Below are 12,183 nucleotides of genomic sequence, written 5' to 3' on the forward strand. Positions count from 1 at the left end.
GACAGCTTCTGGATCACCGCCAGTGGCCGGCCCAAGGATGCCCTCAGCGAGGAAGACTTCGTTGCCGTCGATCTGGCAGGAGATGTGCAGGAAGCGACGGCGGGGCGGCGTCCTTCGGCGGAAACCAGCATCCATCAGGTCATCTATCGGCATTTTCCCGAGGCGCAGGTAATCTTTCATGTGCACTCGGTGGAGGCCAATCTCTGTGGGCATTTCGCCAAGGCGGGGCAGTTGCGCCTGCCGCCACTGGAAATGCTCAAGGGGCTCGGAATTCCCGAGGCGGAACCCGCGGTCGATCTTCCGGTCTTTGCCAATCATGTCGAGGTGGCGCAGATTGCCGCCGACATGGATGCCGCATTTCTCCAGCGTCTGCCGCGTGTGCCCGGGGCCCTGATTCACGAGCACGGCATGACCGCCTGGGGCAGGGATTTTGACGCCGCCCGGCATCATCTGGAACTTTTCGAATATTGTTTTCGGTATCTATCATTGGCCCGTTTACACGGCCTGGGAGGAGAGTCATGAGTCAAGCCCTACTGACGGTCATCGGAGAAGATCGACCGGGAATCGTTGCTGCCGTCACCCAGGCCCTCTACGCCGCCGACTGTGCCATTGGTGACGCCTCCATGATGCGCCTGGGTGGTTATTTCACCATCATGCAGGTGATCGACTACAGCCGCGATTTCGGTGCGGTGGAGGCCGCTCTCGACCCGGCGGTGAAGCGTCTGAATCTGCGCGTGCACCTCGACCCGATCTCCAGCGTCCCCGCGCAAGAGGATGTCGCCAACGTCCGGGTAACAGTATATGGCGCCGATCATCCGGGCATTGTTGCGGGGGTGACCGAGGCGCTGGCGAAGATCGGCTTTAACATTATCGATCTGGAAAGCGAGAAATCGGGCAACCCGGAGCGACCGATTTACGTCATGATCATCCAGGGGTCGGCTCCGCAAGGTCTGGAGCAGGTGCGCCAGACCCTGGAACCGCTGAAAGCGGAGCAGGGGGTCGAAATCAGTGTCCACGCTATCGATACGGCGCTGCTCTGATGGCTGTTCTACCTATCCTTACCTATCCTGACCCGCGCCTGGCACGTCCATCGCAGCCGGTGGCGGAATTTGACGACGAGTTGCATACTTTTGTTGCGGACCTTACCGAGACCATGTATGCGGGCCCTGGGGGAGTAGGGATTGCCGCACCCCAGGTAGACCGCCTGCAGCGCATCGTCATTGTCGACGTGCGTCCCAAACTGGGTGAGAACTGCCACGGCCTGATGGTCCTGATCAACCCGGAGCTGGTGGCCTGGGAGGGAATGGCGGTGGGCCGCGAAGGCTGTATGTCGGTGCCGGATTTTACCGGCAATGTCATTCGCGCCGAGCGGATCCAGGTGCAGGCGCAGGACCTCGATGGACGGGACCGGGTCTACGAGTGCGAGGGCTTCGAGGCCCGCGCGGTGCAGCACGAGATGGACCACCTCGACGGCCTCTTGTTTTTAGACCGCCTGGTATCCCGCAAAACCGATCTCTTTCGGCGCAAGAACTACCAGAAAAAGAAATAAAAAAGGCCCCGTACTGGAGCCTCAAGCGGGGCGAGTGAAACGTTAGTGTTTGAGCCGGCAGGAGCGGAAATGCTTGCCGACCAACATGAGGAACTGGATGGTTTCTTGGGTCTCGGGCTGTTTCATAATATCCAGAAGCCCGAACAGGCCGCCCTTGGGGGCGGGTTCTTTGGCCGCTTCCTCGGTGGCGCCTGCCAGGCAACTGAGAAAGTCGGTGAGGATGTGCTGCGCATCCATCTGTTCGACTACCCGCAACAGCCGATCCATTACCCCGGTACGCACGGCCCGATCCAGCAGGCACATGGCATCGGCGGCCAGAGTAGCGAGGCGGGTGACCATCTCGTCGCTCATGGAATCGCCCATGGCGCCCAGCGTCCGCGCGATCTGCACGATGCGGTCGAGATCGCCGTTGTGCACCAGGGCAGAGATGGCCGGCAGGGCCTTGGCCAAATCCGCCCGCTCCACACGGTCGAGCAGGTCCAGGCCGCCAGTAGCGATTTCCGCCAGGCGACCCACCATCTCGTCACTCATCGAGTCGCTGGCGGCACCCACCAATCGCGCCAAGTGCACGATGCGATCGAGATCGCCGTTGTGCACCAGAGCAGAGATGGCCGGCAGGGCCTTGGCCAAGTCCGCCCGCTCCACGCGGTCGAGGAGATCTAGACCGCTAGTGGCGATTTCCGCCAGGCGACCCACCATCTCGTCACTCATCGAGTCACTGGCGGCACCTACCAATCGCGCCAAGTGCACGATGCGGTCGAGATCGCCGTTGTGGACCAAGTGCAGCAAAGCCGACTGCGCCTGCTGCAATTCGTCCTCTTGGCTACTGTCGAGTACGGCTGCCATAGCTCACCTCCTCAGAGCAGGCCGCGCGCGGTCGCCCAGTAGAGCTTGTTGTATGCCATCTTGAAGGCATGCACCGAGCCGGTCGGGGCCTTGGGCTGTGGCGGGTTCTGGTAGTTGAACATGGCATAGGTGGCGCGGTCCTTGCCGGCCTCGATAAAGCAGAAGACCTTGCCGTCGTAGCTCTTTACCGGACGTCCCATCTTGACCACTGCCGCCACATTCTCTGCCGCGGTTTCTGCCTCGAAGTGGGCCGTCGATCCCGCCTTGGAGATGGGCAGATTGGTAGTGTCGCCAAGGACGATCACATTCTTGCCATGCTCGCCTTCCATGTGCAGGGAATGCCGGTTGGTGGGAATCCAGCCGTTCTCCCCCAAGCCATTCTTTTCGATGACTTCCTGACCCTTGTGTGGCGGTACCGCCACCAGCAGGTCATAGGCCACTTCGCTGCCCTCTTCGCTGAGGACTTTGGCATTCTTGCCGTCCACCTCTTTCATGTTGAACAAGGTTTCGTACTTGATGCCCTTGGCGTCAAACTCCGGCGCCGCCCACTTGGCCACATTTTCCAGGCTGTGCACTCGGCCGATGGGGTAGGTGTAGTAGAATTCGGTCTTGTCGAGCAGACCCCGATCCTTGATGAAGTCGTACATGGCAAAGGTGACTTCCAGCGGAATCATCGGGCATTTGTGCGGCAGACCCACGGTGATAACGATGCGCCCACCCTTGAATTCCGAAAGCTGCTTGTAATACTCCACAGCGTTTTCTGCGGTGTAGCAATTCACCGAATTTTCCTTGAGGCCAGGAATATTCTCCGGCATGGCCCGCGATCCGGTGGAAATCACGATCAGGTCATACTCATGCACCTTGCCACTCTTGCACTTCACATGATTCTGCGCGAGATGAAATTCTTCGACGGGATCGACATGAAACTCGATTCCGGGCTCCAGCAGGCTCTCCTGCTCTCGCACCAGTTCGTCGGGAGTGGCGCGCCCCATCGCCACATAGAGCCAGCCCGGTTGGTACACATGTTCATGGCTTGCCGAGAGCATAGTGATGCGCGCCTTGCCGGTTTTCATCTCGTGATGGATCCGCCGTGCCAGATGATTGGCAAAAATGGTTCCCCCCATACCACCGCCTACGACTAGAATTCTCATGATGTCACTCCTTTTGCGTTAGTGCGTTACTTGGCTTTACGAACCTTGATGTGGAAGGTTCCTTCACTATCCTGATTGGTATCCACCATTTCATGACCGACCTTGTGTACCCATTCGGGCACGTCCTTGGCGGATCCTGCATCGGTGGAGAGCAGCTCGAGGGTGTCCCCTACCTGCATGCTCTTCATATTGCTGATGAGCTCCATGAGCGGCCCCGGACAAAAGCTGCCGCGTGCATCCACTGTACGTTCTGCCATTGGTTTTCTCCTTACTCTCTCGTCTCCGCTGGACCGGGATGGACCCGATCCTATTGTGATTACGCCTCAGAAGGTCAGAATTTGTGCCCCTTCGGCGTCACTGAAAAACTTGGTCAGCCCCATGGCGCCTGCGACAATGGGTTCCAGGTCTTCTTCCGTAACCGCCATGACGTCCATGGCCATGGAGCAGGCCCAGATCTTGGCATCGCCCAGCTCTACGGCTTGTTCAAAAATCGTAAAAAATTCTGGAACCTTGTGTTCCTCCATTTTCTTGCCCACCACGCCGGAAGCAGGCGCTTCTTTACTATGCCCCTTGATAAAGTGGGGAAAGGCATTCATGGATAAAAACACCTGGACATCGATACCGGTAACCGCTGCCACCGATGCCGCCATGGCCGCAAACTGCAGATGTTCCCGATCCCCGTTGAGACAAATAATGAATATTCCCGCCATAAAAACTCCTGTTTTTGAGTTGATAGAGTATGCACAGCAGTTCTTATGCCATATAAAAGTTAGAATATATAGTAATTATGATTTTATTTTATCTATCTGATTGATTGAAAAAATGTGCTGAATGACGTCCATGCGCCACTTATTTGTCGAGAGGCTCGCTGCGCACTGTCATGACAATGTCATGTTTATGTCATGTCGTAAGCCAGTCAGCCGTTCATGAAAATAATTGTCAGTAAATGTCATGATATGTTTTCTCTTTCATATATATTAAATAATAAAATATTAAATAAACGTAAACGGGTGAATAGTATTTGGTGTTGAATATGCTACTCAGAGTGTGCCATATCACATCTGGATCAGGAGGAGAAAAAATAAAAAACACGTCACCGTATCGTGAACGGATAGTTGCCTGCACAGTCGGCATGGTGCTGGGCGTGATCATCCCTATCAACAGGATCATTATTCGCTGTGTTAGCACTTCATTCTTGGTGCCACGCCCAAGGCAGTGAGCATCTGTCAAGTCGTCGCCCGCAAAGTCAGTCCGGAGGGCTACTGCTTGGCATTTTACCCAAAGGAATCGTAATATAATCATTGATTATTTGCAGACAATCAGAATTTGTTAATCTTGTTATCTCATTGGTAACGTGGAGAAGTCCATTGGATAAGCCCGCGCCAGTTCACAGTTTAGAAGCACTTGATGTGCAGTCTGCCATGGATTTGCAGCAGCACCCGATGGTGGTCATCGATGCGGAATATCGCATTGTGGCCGCCAATCGGGCCTATCGGGAATGTTATGGCGTGAGTGAGGAGGACTTGGTGGGACGCCGTTGCCATCAGGTCTCCCACCATTCCGATATCCCCTGCCATGAAAATGGTGAAGACTGCCCGCATCAAACGGTTTTCCGCAATGGAGAACCGCATGAAGTCCGTCATGTCCACTATGATCCCGTCGGCAATGCGGAGCATGTGCGCATTCGCGGACATGTGCTGCGCGATCTGCGAGGACAACGGTTTTTGGCCGAGGAAATCATCCATTTGCCGCGGGAGCAGAGGGAGATTAGCTGTACTGACATGCGTATGGTCGGTCGCTCTCCCGCCTTTTTGCGCTGTTTGCACCACATCGAGATGGCCGCGCGAACCGACGCCAGCATTCTCCTCTGGGGCGAAAGCGGCGTGGGTAAAGAGCTGGCAGCGAGTGCCGTGCATCAATTTTCTGCACGTGCGGACAAGCCGCTGATCACGGTCGACTGTACCACGTTGCCCGAGCACCTCTTCGAAAGTGAATTTCTTGGCCACGAGCGGGGTGCTTACACTGGGTGTATAGGGCGGAAGATTGGCCTGTTCGAGAGTGCCGATGGTGGCACACTATTCTTGGATGAAGTGGGTGAATTGCCATTACCAGTACAGGCCAAGCTTTTGCGTGTGCTCGAAACCGGGGCTTTTCGTCGCTTGGGAGGCGCGGAGTTATTGCATGCCAATGTGCGCATCATCGCGGCGAGCAACCGCAACCTGCGAGAGATGGTCGCCGAGCGAACCTTCCGAGAAGATCTATACTATCGTCTTGCGGCGATCAATATCGATCTCCCCCCTCTGCGTGAGCGCCGCGAGGACATTCCAGGGATTGCTCGCGTGCTTCTCGAACGCATTGGACGGGAGTGGGGAGGGCAGTGGCAGTTGTCGGCGGAAGCGGAGCGGCGTCTCTGTGCCTACAATTTTCCTGGCAATGTTCGGGAGTTACGGAATATTTTGCAAAAGGCGGTAGCACTGGCGGATGGGCCATTGATCTTGCCGGAGCATATCCACTTTCTGCAATCGTCGCCGCCGTCGCATCCACCAGAGGAAAAGATGGCAGCCCCCACGCGTCCGATATCGTTCTCCGGACGGCGAGGGCGGCCCGCCAATTTGCTGGAACTCCTCAGTACCTTTCAGGGTAATCGTCGCCAGGTCGCGGAACACTTGGGCGTCACTGAGCGCACGGTGTATCGCTGGCTTCATCAAAACTAAAAGGCAGCTCTCAGGGGGGGGTGCGCCAGCCCTCAGCCACCAGTTATACGGCGGATCTTTTTGTCGGTTTCGTACTGACTGAGGGCGTAGACCGACCAGATAGCCGCCGGCACCCAGCCGATTACGGTGAGCTGCAAGATCAGGCAGATAATCCCGGCAAAAGGCCGGCCGATGGTAAAGAACTGCAGCCAGGGGACGAGGATCGCGAGGAGAAGACGCATCGGGGCTCCTGAAGTTTCTATCCTCCGTAGAGGGTTGCACCTACGGCGGTTTTTGTCTATCCTCTCGCGCATGAATAGTCAGCGGATCCCATTTCTCTTGTGTGCGGCCTCTCCTGCAGGTCTGCGTCTGCTGCTGCCCCGCTGGGGCTAAAAATCATTCCTTCCGACCATTTCGGTCTCGCGTCCCCAATACGAAATTACTGAAAGATTCCTGCAACAGGAAGGGCTTACTATGCAGCAGAAAGAGCATTTGATCATTTTCGACACTACCCTGCGTGATGGCGAGCAGTCTCCAGGCGCGGCCATGACCCGCGACGAAAAAATCCGCATTGCCAAGGCGTTGGAACGGCTGCGCGTAGATGTCATCGAGGCGGGCTTTCCCGCCGCCAGTCCCGGCGACTTCGCGGCGGTGCGTGCCATTGCCGAAACGGTCCGTGAAAGTCGTATCTGCGGCCTTGCGCGGGCGCGGGAGGAGGACATTCGCCGCGCTGGAGAGGCTCTGCAACCCGCTGCTGCAGGGCGCATTCACACCTTCATTGCCACCAGTCCCATTCACATGCAGGCCAAGTTGCGTATGCGTCCCGATGAGGTGCTGGAACGTGCAGTAGCGGCAGTCAAACTGGCGCGTAGCCTTTGTGACGATGTGGAATTCTCCCCGGAAGATGCGGGGCGCTCCGAAGAGGATTTTCTCTGCAGGGTCATCGAAGCGGCGATCGCGGCCGGCGCGCGGACCATCAACATCCCCGATACCGTCGGCTACAATTTGCCCGAGCGCTTTGGGCAGTTGATCAGAACCTTGCGAGAGCGGATTCCCAACAGCGATCAGGCGGTGTTCTCCGTACACTGTCACAACGATCTCGGGTTGGCCGTTGCCAATTCCCTGGCTGCGGTCACGCAAGGCGCGCGCCAGGTGGAGTGCACCATCAATGGCTTGGGCGAGCGGGCGGGGAACGCCGCATTGGAAGAGATCGTCATGGCGGTGCGTACCCGCTCTGATGTCTTTCCCTGCGAGACTCGTATCGATACGCAGCAAATCGTCGCGACCAGCAAGCTGGTGTCGACCATTACCGGTTTTCCGGTGCAGCCCAACAAGGCCATCGTGGGGGCTAATGCCTTTGCCCATGAGTCGGGTATTCACCAGGATGGCGTTCTCAAGCACCGCGAGACCTATGAAATCATGCGTGCCGAAGATGTCGGCTGGGCGGCCAACCGCATGACTCTGGGCAAGTTGTCGGGTAGGGCGGCGGTGCGGGCGCGACTGGAAAGCCTGGGTATCTCGCTCGAGGGCGATGCCTTGAATCAGGTCTTTGCGCGCTTCAAGGATCTCGCCGACCGCAAGGCAGAGATCTTTGACGAAGACTTGCAAGCTCTGGTCAACGAAGATGCCCAACAGGGGAGCGAGGACCGCTACCGCCTGGGCTATTTGCGGGTCTGCTCGGAAATGGGGACGCATCCGGAGGCGAAGGTCGAGCTCTGGGTGGACGGGGTCGCCAAGACCGCCGCGGTCACGCGCGGCGGGCCGGTGGACGCTACCTTCCAGGCGATCGAGGAGATCGTCGGTAGCGGCGCCAAGCTCCTGCTCTATTCGGTGAATGCGATCACTACGGGAACGGACGCCCAAGGTGAGGTAACGGTTCGCCTACAAGCCGCCGATGGCCGGGTGGTCAATGGCTTGGGTGCGGATACCGACATCGTTGTCGCCAGTGCCAAGGCCTATGTCTCGGCCTTGAACAGGATTCAGGCCCCCAGCGGCTTTCACCCGCAACTGTAAGGTCGTCATGCCCAAACAGCGGCAACAGAAGGCCCAGTCCATTCAGGTGGCTGGGCTTTCCTGTTTTTACCAACGCCAACGGCGTAAAACGCTGCGCATTCTTGTTGATGAGCGTGGTGATGTCTGGATTGCTTGCCCCTGGTATCTCCCAGAATTCTTCCTGCGCCGCGCGGTGGAAGAGAGATTGCCGTGGATCCATCAGCGTCGCGAACAGTTTCTTGCGTGTCGTCAGCCGCGTCGGTACATGCTGCAGCATTTGGGGTTGACGTATCGTATAGAGCGTCGGATCCATGCGCGCAGGGCACGGGTAGTACTGGAGGAGGACCAGACGCTACGTCTGTATCTGCCAGAACAAGCGACGCCGACTGATGAAGACCGACTCCTGGAACGCTGGCAACGCAGGGAGCTGCAGTGTTTGTTGCCCGATCTGATTGCCCGCTGGGAATCGCGTCTGGGGGTCGAGGTTGCCGAGTGGCGGATTCGCCAGATGCGTACCCATTGGGGTACCTGCAATACCGTCGCTCGGCGGCTCTGGTTTCGTCTGGCCCTGGTGGAGCAACCGCTGGATTGCATCGACTATGTCGTTGCCCACGAGTGCGCCCATTTGCGGGAGCGAGGCCACAATGCCCGCTTTTACGCCTTGCTTGATGCTCATCTGCCCAATCGCCGGGAGCTGGAACGTGCCCTGCGCCGCGGCTGAGTGCGGACGTTTTCATTCGTTACCATGGGCGTCTGACCCGGGGAAGTGCAGCTGTTATACTGTGCCTATGAATCGTCCATACCCAGTCCATTTCTTGTCGGTGATCTGAACGTGGAGCGCGTCTCAGAATTGGGATTCTGGCAGCGTGTGGCGCAGGAGCGCGGCTGGATCATCCTCTTTTTTAGTTCTGCGGGCTGCCATAGTTGCAAGATTTGGCGTCGCCTCTTGACAGAATGGGAAAGTCGGCGCGACGACCTTAAGGTCTGGGAGGCGGATGCCGGCATCGAGATGGGGCTGGCACAGGAATTTGAGGTCTATCATCTGCCTGCGCTCTTTGTCTTTCGGGATGGTCGCTATCAGCGCCCGATGCAGGTCGAGGCGCGTCTGGCGGCCTTCGATCCCTGGCTGGCCGCACATGCCGGTCTGGCGCCAGAGGAAGCACCGTGAGTTCTCCTTGGGATGGCCCTTGGCTGCGGCGCGCAAAGCGAGCGCCATCGCCCTTCCAGGACGAACGCCCCAAAGGCGCCAGCGTTGATCTGTTGGTGTTACATGCCATCAGCCTGCCGCCCGAGGCCTTTGGCAGTGGTGAGGTTCCTCGGTTTTTTCAGGGTAAGCTGGATTTTTCCGCCCACCCTTATTATGAGCGGCTGCGCGAACTTCGCGTTTCCGCGCATTTTTTTCTGGAGCGTGACGGGCAGATCTGGCAGCATGTCCCCGTCGATCGTCGGGCTTGGCATGCCGGTATTTCGGCCTGGCAAGGTCGGGAGCGTTGCAATGATTTCAGTGTAGGGATCGAGATCGAGGGGAGCGAGACGCAGCCTTTTGCCGAAGCCCAGTACTTGGCCTTGCAGTCTTTGATTCCCGATCTTTGGCGCTATTTCCCACTACTGGATCGACGCGCCATTACCGGCCACTCCGATATTGCGCCGGGACGAAAATGGGATCCTGGTCCGCATTTTGATTGGCCACGGCTGTGGCAAGGGTTGTCGTGATGGAAACGAGCGAGCGAATTCGTCCAAAGCGGGATTGGCGTCGGGGCTGGGGCGGTCCGTTTTTGGTTTTTCTCGCCTTTTTGCTGTTCACCCTCTGGTGGTTGGGCGTCTTTGCCAGCGCCTCTGTGCAGGAAATTACCAGTCCGGCATTGCACTACGTCTACCGGCAGTATGATGGCAGCTATACTGGCCTCGGCCGGCAGCGCGAAAAATGGATCAAAGAGCTGCCGGCCGACTGGCGGCAGGGGTCCACGCTCACCCTGATCGAGAAAGAAAGCGGGATGCAGGGCAAAGATAATCGGGTAGAGGCGCGCTTGGGAGTGCTGCTGACGGCTTCGCCAAGCGCGCTGCCGATGGGGTGGCAGGAAGGGCAGTGGACGAGCCAGCGCGTGGTGGCGGTTGACTTGCAAGCCAATAGTGCCATTGCCAGTTGGAAAGGCTACGCAGCCCTGCATTCTTGGTGCAAACGCAACGGCATTACCCCACGGTATCCGCTGCTCGAGCTCTTGGGCCCGGGGGACCGTTACCGGCTCTGGATGCCTTTGTCGACCTCGTCGCGCCCGTAAAACTTCACCCCGCGTACAATTTTTTCCCGTCCTTGCGCGATACGGTGCAGATTACTATCACGGAGGGAGTAAACACAGCCGCAATACTCCTGCTGGTAAAACCGCTCCTCTTTGGCAATCTCGATCATGCGTTGGCTACCGCCACCCTTGCGCCAGTTGTAGTCCCAATACTGTAACTGCGGATAGCGGGCGGCGGCGCGCTGACCGCAACCATTGATCTGCGCCATGTCTTTCCAGCGCGAGATCCCTAATGTACTGGTAAATACGGTAAAACCGTGCTCTGCGGCATATAAGGCCGAACGCTCGAAACGCATATCGAAACAGGCCGTACAGCGCGCGCCACGCTCGGGCTCCCATTCCAGACCTTTGACCCGCTCGAACCAGTTGTCCTTGTCATAGTCGAGATCGATAAAGGGAAGTCCCAGCTTTTCGGCGTAGCGGATGTTTTCTTCTTTGCGCAGTTCATATTCCGCCAGGGGATGAATGTTCGGGTTATAGAACAGAATGGTCAGCGCAATGCCGGCGCTCTGCATGTCGGCCATGATAGGGCCCGCGCAGGGCGCGCAGCAGGAGTGCAACAAGACATGCTCGCTGCCGTCGGGGGTGCGTAATGGGGCCGGGGCTTTTTTTGCCATGACAATGCTCCAAGGCTTCAACTACACTGCATGATAACAGTTTTTGCTCTGGAGGATGTGCAATGCCGAGTGATTTGCGACCGGGTAGCTGCCGGGCCTGTGAGGGTGGCGTGGCGTTGTTGGCCGAGGCGGAGATACGCGCCGCTCTAGCGGAATTGCCCCAGTGGAGCCTGCAAGACCAAGGATTGGAGCGGAGATTTCACTTCCGCAATTTTTACGAAACCATGGCCTTCGTCAACACCTTGGCCTGGATCGCCCACCGCGAAGATCATCACCCGGACTTGCAGGTTTCCTACAATACCTGTCTGGTGCGCTTCAGCACCCACGCTGTCGGTGGTGTCACCGAGAATGACGTGATCTGCGTGCGTGCGGTGGAGCAGTTACTGGCCTGAGCGGGGCCGCACCCCGCTCGCTGACTTGCTCAGTGGCTTGCCGGGCGTAAAAGGGGGCGCATTCCCTCACGCACCTGACGCTGAATGAAAGCAGCGCGGCCGGGTTCCTTTTTGTCGAGCTCGGCAGCACACTGGGAATCCGTCAGGGCGGCGGTGGAGAGCATCACTTCCAGTTCGCAGAGGTCCACCTTGGGTTGCGTAAGCTTATCCGTCGGGACGTTGAAAAGGTCACCCACTTGCCAGAACATACGCGCGTTCCACATGCGCAGCTTTACGTTGGCGTTTTGAAACAGTTCTACACAGCGGGCGTTGAGAGCCTGGTTGTCCACGATACTCCTCCTGTCGTAAGCAGATATACGGATCGGTTGAATGATCGACCTTAGAGGATACGCGAAACTGCGCCGATGCGGGAGTCTTTTTGTGTGATTCCAGCCATTGAAGCTTTGCATGGAGGGATAGAAGACCGGCGACGCAACGAAAAAAGCCCCGCCATTGGCGGGGCTGCTTTTATCAGGCGAGTACCGATCAGGCCTGTTTCATGTTGATGTTCTGATTGGTAGCGAGTTCGGGGTTGTAGAGGTATTCCACATTCCCTTGCTCGACCTGCTTCAGATATTCCTGGAAATCGGCCTTGGCCTTGTCCCAG

General features: G+C 57.6%; 17 protein-coding genes. 10 read left to right on the forward strand and 7 right to left on the reverse strand.

From position 1 onward, the window contains the following. The 3 genes from mtnB to def form a co-directional block, all read left to right on the forward strand. A partial coding sequence (mtnB, locus tag AC2VNM_RS09540) for a methylthioribulose 1-phosphate dehydratase (protein WP_486913222.1) occupies positions 1-522 on the forward strand: 522 nt, incomplete at its 5' end. Next, the gene (locus tag AC2VNM_RS09545; protein WP_486913223.1) at positions 519-1,040 is read left to right on the forward strand and encodes a glycine cleavage system transcriptional repressor; all 522 of its coding nucleotides are present in this window, start codon (positions 519-521) and stop codon (positions 1,038-1,040) included. The genes mtnB and AC2VNM_RS09545, both read left to right, overlap by 4 nt. Beyond that, on the forward strand, positions 1,040-1,549 hold the full coding sequence (gene def, locus AC2VNM_RS09550; protein WP_486913224.1) for a peptide deformylase: 510 nt from the start codon (positions 1,040-1,042) through the stop codon (positions 1,547-1,549). The genes AC2VNM_RS09545 and def overlap by 1 nt, the downstream gene beginning before the upstream one ends. A 42-nt stretch (positions 1,550-1,591) precedes the next feature. Here the strand turns inward: def and AC2VNM_RS09555 are convergent, their stop codons facing one another. The 4 genes from AC2VNM_RS09555 to AC2VNM_RS09570 form a co-directional block, all read right to left on the reverse strand. After that, positions 1,592-2,395, reverse strand: a complete 804-nt coding sequence (locus AC2VNM_RS09555; RefSeq protein WP_486913226.1) for a helical membrane plugin domain-containing protein — start codon at positions 2,393-2,395, stop codon at positions 1,592-1,594. An 11-nt stretch (positions 2,396-2,406) separates the two neighbouring features. After that, positions 2,407-3,546, reverse strand: a complete 1,140-nt coding sequence (locus AC2VNM_RS09560; protein WP_486913227.1) for an NAD(P)/FAD-dependent oxidoreductase — start codon at positions 3,544-3,546, stop codon at positions 2,407-2,409. Between the two features lie 26 nt (positions 3,547-3,572). Continuing rightward, positions 3,573-3,803 carry a sulfurtransferase TusA family protein gene (locus AC2VNM_RS09565; protein WP_215871490.1) on the reverse strand — a complete coding sequence of 77 codons (231 nt, stop codon included), beginning with the start codon at positions 3,801-3,803 and terminating at the stop codon, positions 3,573-3,575. 66 nt (positions 3,804-3,869) lie between these two features. After that, entirely contained in the window at positions 3,870-4,256 is a 387-nt protein-coding gene (locus tag AC2VNM_RS09570) for a DsrE/DsrF/DrsH-like family protein (RefSeq protein WP_483166535.1), read from the reverse strand. Positions 4,257-4,967: 711 nt separating this feature from the next. Here AC2VNM_RS09570 and AC2VNM_RS09575 point away from each other — a divergent pair. Then, entirely contained in the window at positions 4,968-6,260 is a 1,293-nt protein-coding gene (locus AC2VNM_RS09575) for a sigma-54 interaction domain-containing protein (protein ID WP_483166536.1), read from the forward strand. 32 nt (positions 6,261-6,292) lie between these two features. Here the strand turns inward: AC2VNM_RS09575 and AC2VNM_RS09580 are convergent, their stop codons facing one another. Further along, positions 6,293-6,481 carry a YqaE/Pmp3 family membrane protein gene (locus AC2VNM_RS09580; RefSeq protein ID WP_483166537.1) on the reverse strand — a complete coding sequence of 63 codons (189 nt, stop codon included), beginning with the start codon at positions 6,479-6,481 and terminating at the stop codon, positions 6,293-6,295. Positions 6,482-6,713: 232 nt separating this feature from the next. Here AC2VNM_RS09580 and AC2VNM_RS09585 point away from each other — a divergent pair, with 232 nt between their 5' ends. The 5 genes from AC2VNM_RS09585 to AC2VNM_RS09605 are packed head-to-tail and all read left to right on the forward strand — an operon-like array spanning position 6,714 to position 10,510. Beyond that, the gene (locus tag AC2VNM_RS09585; protein ID WP_483166538.1) at positions 6,714-8,252 is read left to right on the forward strand and encodes a 2-isopropylmalate synthase; all 1,539 of its coding nucleotides are present in this window, start codon (positions 6,714-6,716) and stop codon (positions 8,250-8,252) included. Positions 8,253-8,259: 7 nt separating this feature from the next. Next, the gene (locus AC2VNM_RS09590; RefSeq protein WP_483166539.1) at positions 8,260-8,952 is read left to right on the forward strand and encodes a M48 family metallopeptidase; all 693 of its coding nucleotides are present in this window, start codon (positions 8,260-8,262) and stop codon (positions 8,950-8,952) included. A gap of 45 nt (positions 8,953-8,997) precedes the next feature. After that, complete coding sequence (locus AC2VNM_RS09595) at positions 8,998-9,399, forward strand: thioredoxin family protein (RefSeq protein ID WP_483166540.1); 402 nt, start codon at positions 8,998-9,000, stop codon at positions 9,397-9,399. After that, positions 9,396-9,944 (forward strand): 1,6-anhydro-N-acetylmuramyl-L-alanine amidase AmpD, encoded by a 549-nt coding sequence (ampD, locus tag AC2VNM_RS09600; RefSeq protein WP_483166541.1) that lies wholly within the window; start codon positions 9,396-9,398, stop codon positions 9,942-9,944. Before AC2VNM_RS09595 ends, ampD begins: the two co-directional genes overlap by 4 nt. Further along, positions 9,944-10,510, forward strand: a complete 567-nt coding sequence (locus AC2VNM_RS09605; RefSeq protein ID WP_483166542.1) for a hypothetical protein — start codon at positions 9,944-9,946, stop codon at positions 10,508-10,510. The genes ampD and AC2VNM_RS09605 overlap by 1 nt, the downstream gene beginning before the upstream one ends. On the opposite strand, the gene AC2VNM_RS09610 is transcribed toward AC2VNM_RS09605, so the two are convergent. Next, the gene (locus AC2VNM_RS09610; protein ID WP_483166543.1) at positions 10,468-11,145 is read right to left on the reverse strand and encodes an epoxyqueuosine reductase QueH; all 678 of its coding nucleotides are present in this window, start codon (positions 11,143-11,145) and stop codon (positions 10,468-10,470) included. The genes AC2VNM_RS09605 and AC2VNM_RS09610 overlap by 43 nt on opposite strands. 62 nt (positions 11,146-11,207) lie before the next feature. Between AC2VNM_RS09610 and AC2VNM_RS09615 the strand changes: the two genes are divergently transcribed. Beyond that, on the forward strand, positions 11,208-11,537 hold the full coding sequence (locus AC2VNM_RS09615) for a 4a-hydroxytetrahydrobiopterin dehydratase (RefSeq protein ID WP_483166544.1): 330 nt from the start codon (positions 11,208-11,210) through the stop codon (positions 11,535-11,537). A 29-nt stretch (positions 11,538-11,566) separates the two neighbouring features. On the opposite strand, the gene AC2VNM_RS09620 is transcribed toward AC2VNM_RS09615, so the two are convergent. Further along, positions 11,567-11,866 carry a hypothetical protein gene (locus tag AC2VNM_RS09620; RefSeq protein ID WP_215870693.1) on the reverse strand — a complete coding sequence of 100 codons (300 nt, stop codon included), beginning with the start codon at positions 11,864-11,866 and terminating at the stop codon, positions 11,567-11,569. Positions 11,867-12,183 lie beyond the last annotated feature (317 nt).

It is taken from the genome of Acidithiobacillus sp. TH-A67, from assembly GCF_057473545.1.

Bases quoted from the DNA above. Each gene is read 5' to 3' on its own strand.
- AC2VNM_RS09585 (WP_483166538.1), top strand. From the start codon at position 6,714: ATGCAGCAGAAAGAGCATTTGATCATTTTCGACACTACCCTGCGTGAT.
- AC2VNM_RS09570 (WP_483166535.1), bottom strand. From the start codon at position 4,256: ATGGCGGGAATATTCATTATTTGTCTCAACGGGGATCGGGAACATCTG.
- AC2VNM_RS09565 (WP_215871490.1), bottom strand. From the start codon at position 3,803: ATGGCAGAACGTACAGTGGATGCACGCGGCAGCTTTTGTCCGGGGCCG.
- AC2VNM_RS09575 (WP_483166536.1), top strand. From the start codon at position 4,968: ATGGATTTGCAGCAGCACCCGATGGTGGTCATCGATGCGGAATATCGC.
- AC2VNM_RS09610 (WP_483166543.1), bottom strand. From the start codon at position 11,145: ATGGCAAAAAAAGCCCCGGCCCCATTACGCACCCCCGACGGCAGCGAG.
- AC2VNM_RS09605 (WP_483166542.1), top strand. From the start codon at position 9,944: ATGGAAACGAGCGAGCGAATTCGTCCAAAGCGGGATTGGCGTCGGGGC.
- AC2VNM_RS09545 (WP_486913223.1), top strand. From the start codon at position 519: ATGAGTCAAGCCCTACTGACGGTCATCGGAGAAGATCGACCGGGAATC.
- AC2VNM_RS09560 (WP_486913227.1), bottom strand. From the start codon at position 3,546: ATGAGAATTCTAGTCGTAGGCGGTGGTATGGGGGGAACCATTTTTGCC.
- AC2VNM_RS09580 (WP_483166537.1), bottom strand. From the start codon at position 6,481: ATGCGTCTTCTCCTCGCGATCCTCGTCCCCTGGCTGCAGTTCTTTACC.
- AC2VNM_RS09555 (WP_486913226.1), bottom strand. From the start codon at position 2,395: ATGGCAGCCGTACTCGACAGTAGCCAAGAGGACGAATTGCAGCAGGCG.
- AC2VNM_RS09590 (WP_483166539.1), top strand. From the start codon at position 8,260: ATGCCCAAACAGCGGCAACAGAAGGCCCAGTCCATTCAGGTGGCTGGG.
- AC2VNM_RS09615 (WP_483166544.1), top strand. From the start codon at position 11,208: ATGCCGAGTGATTTGCGACCGGGTAGCTGCCGGGCCTGTGAGGGTGGC.
- def (WP_486913224.1), top strand. From the start codon at position 1,040: ATGGCTGTTCTACCTATCCTTACCTATCCTGACCCGCGCCTGGCACGT.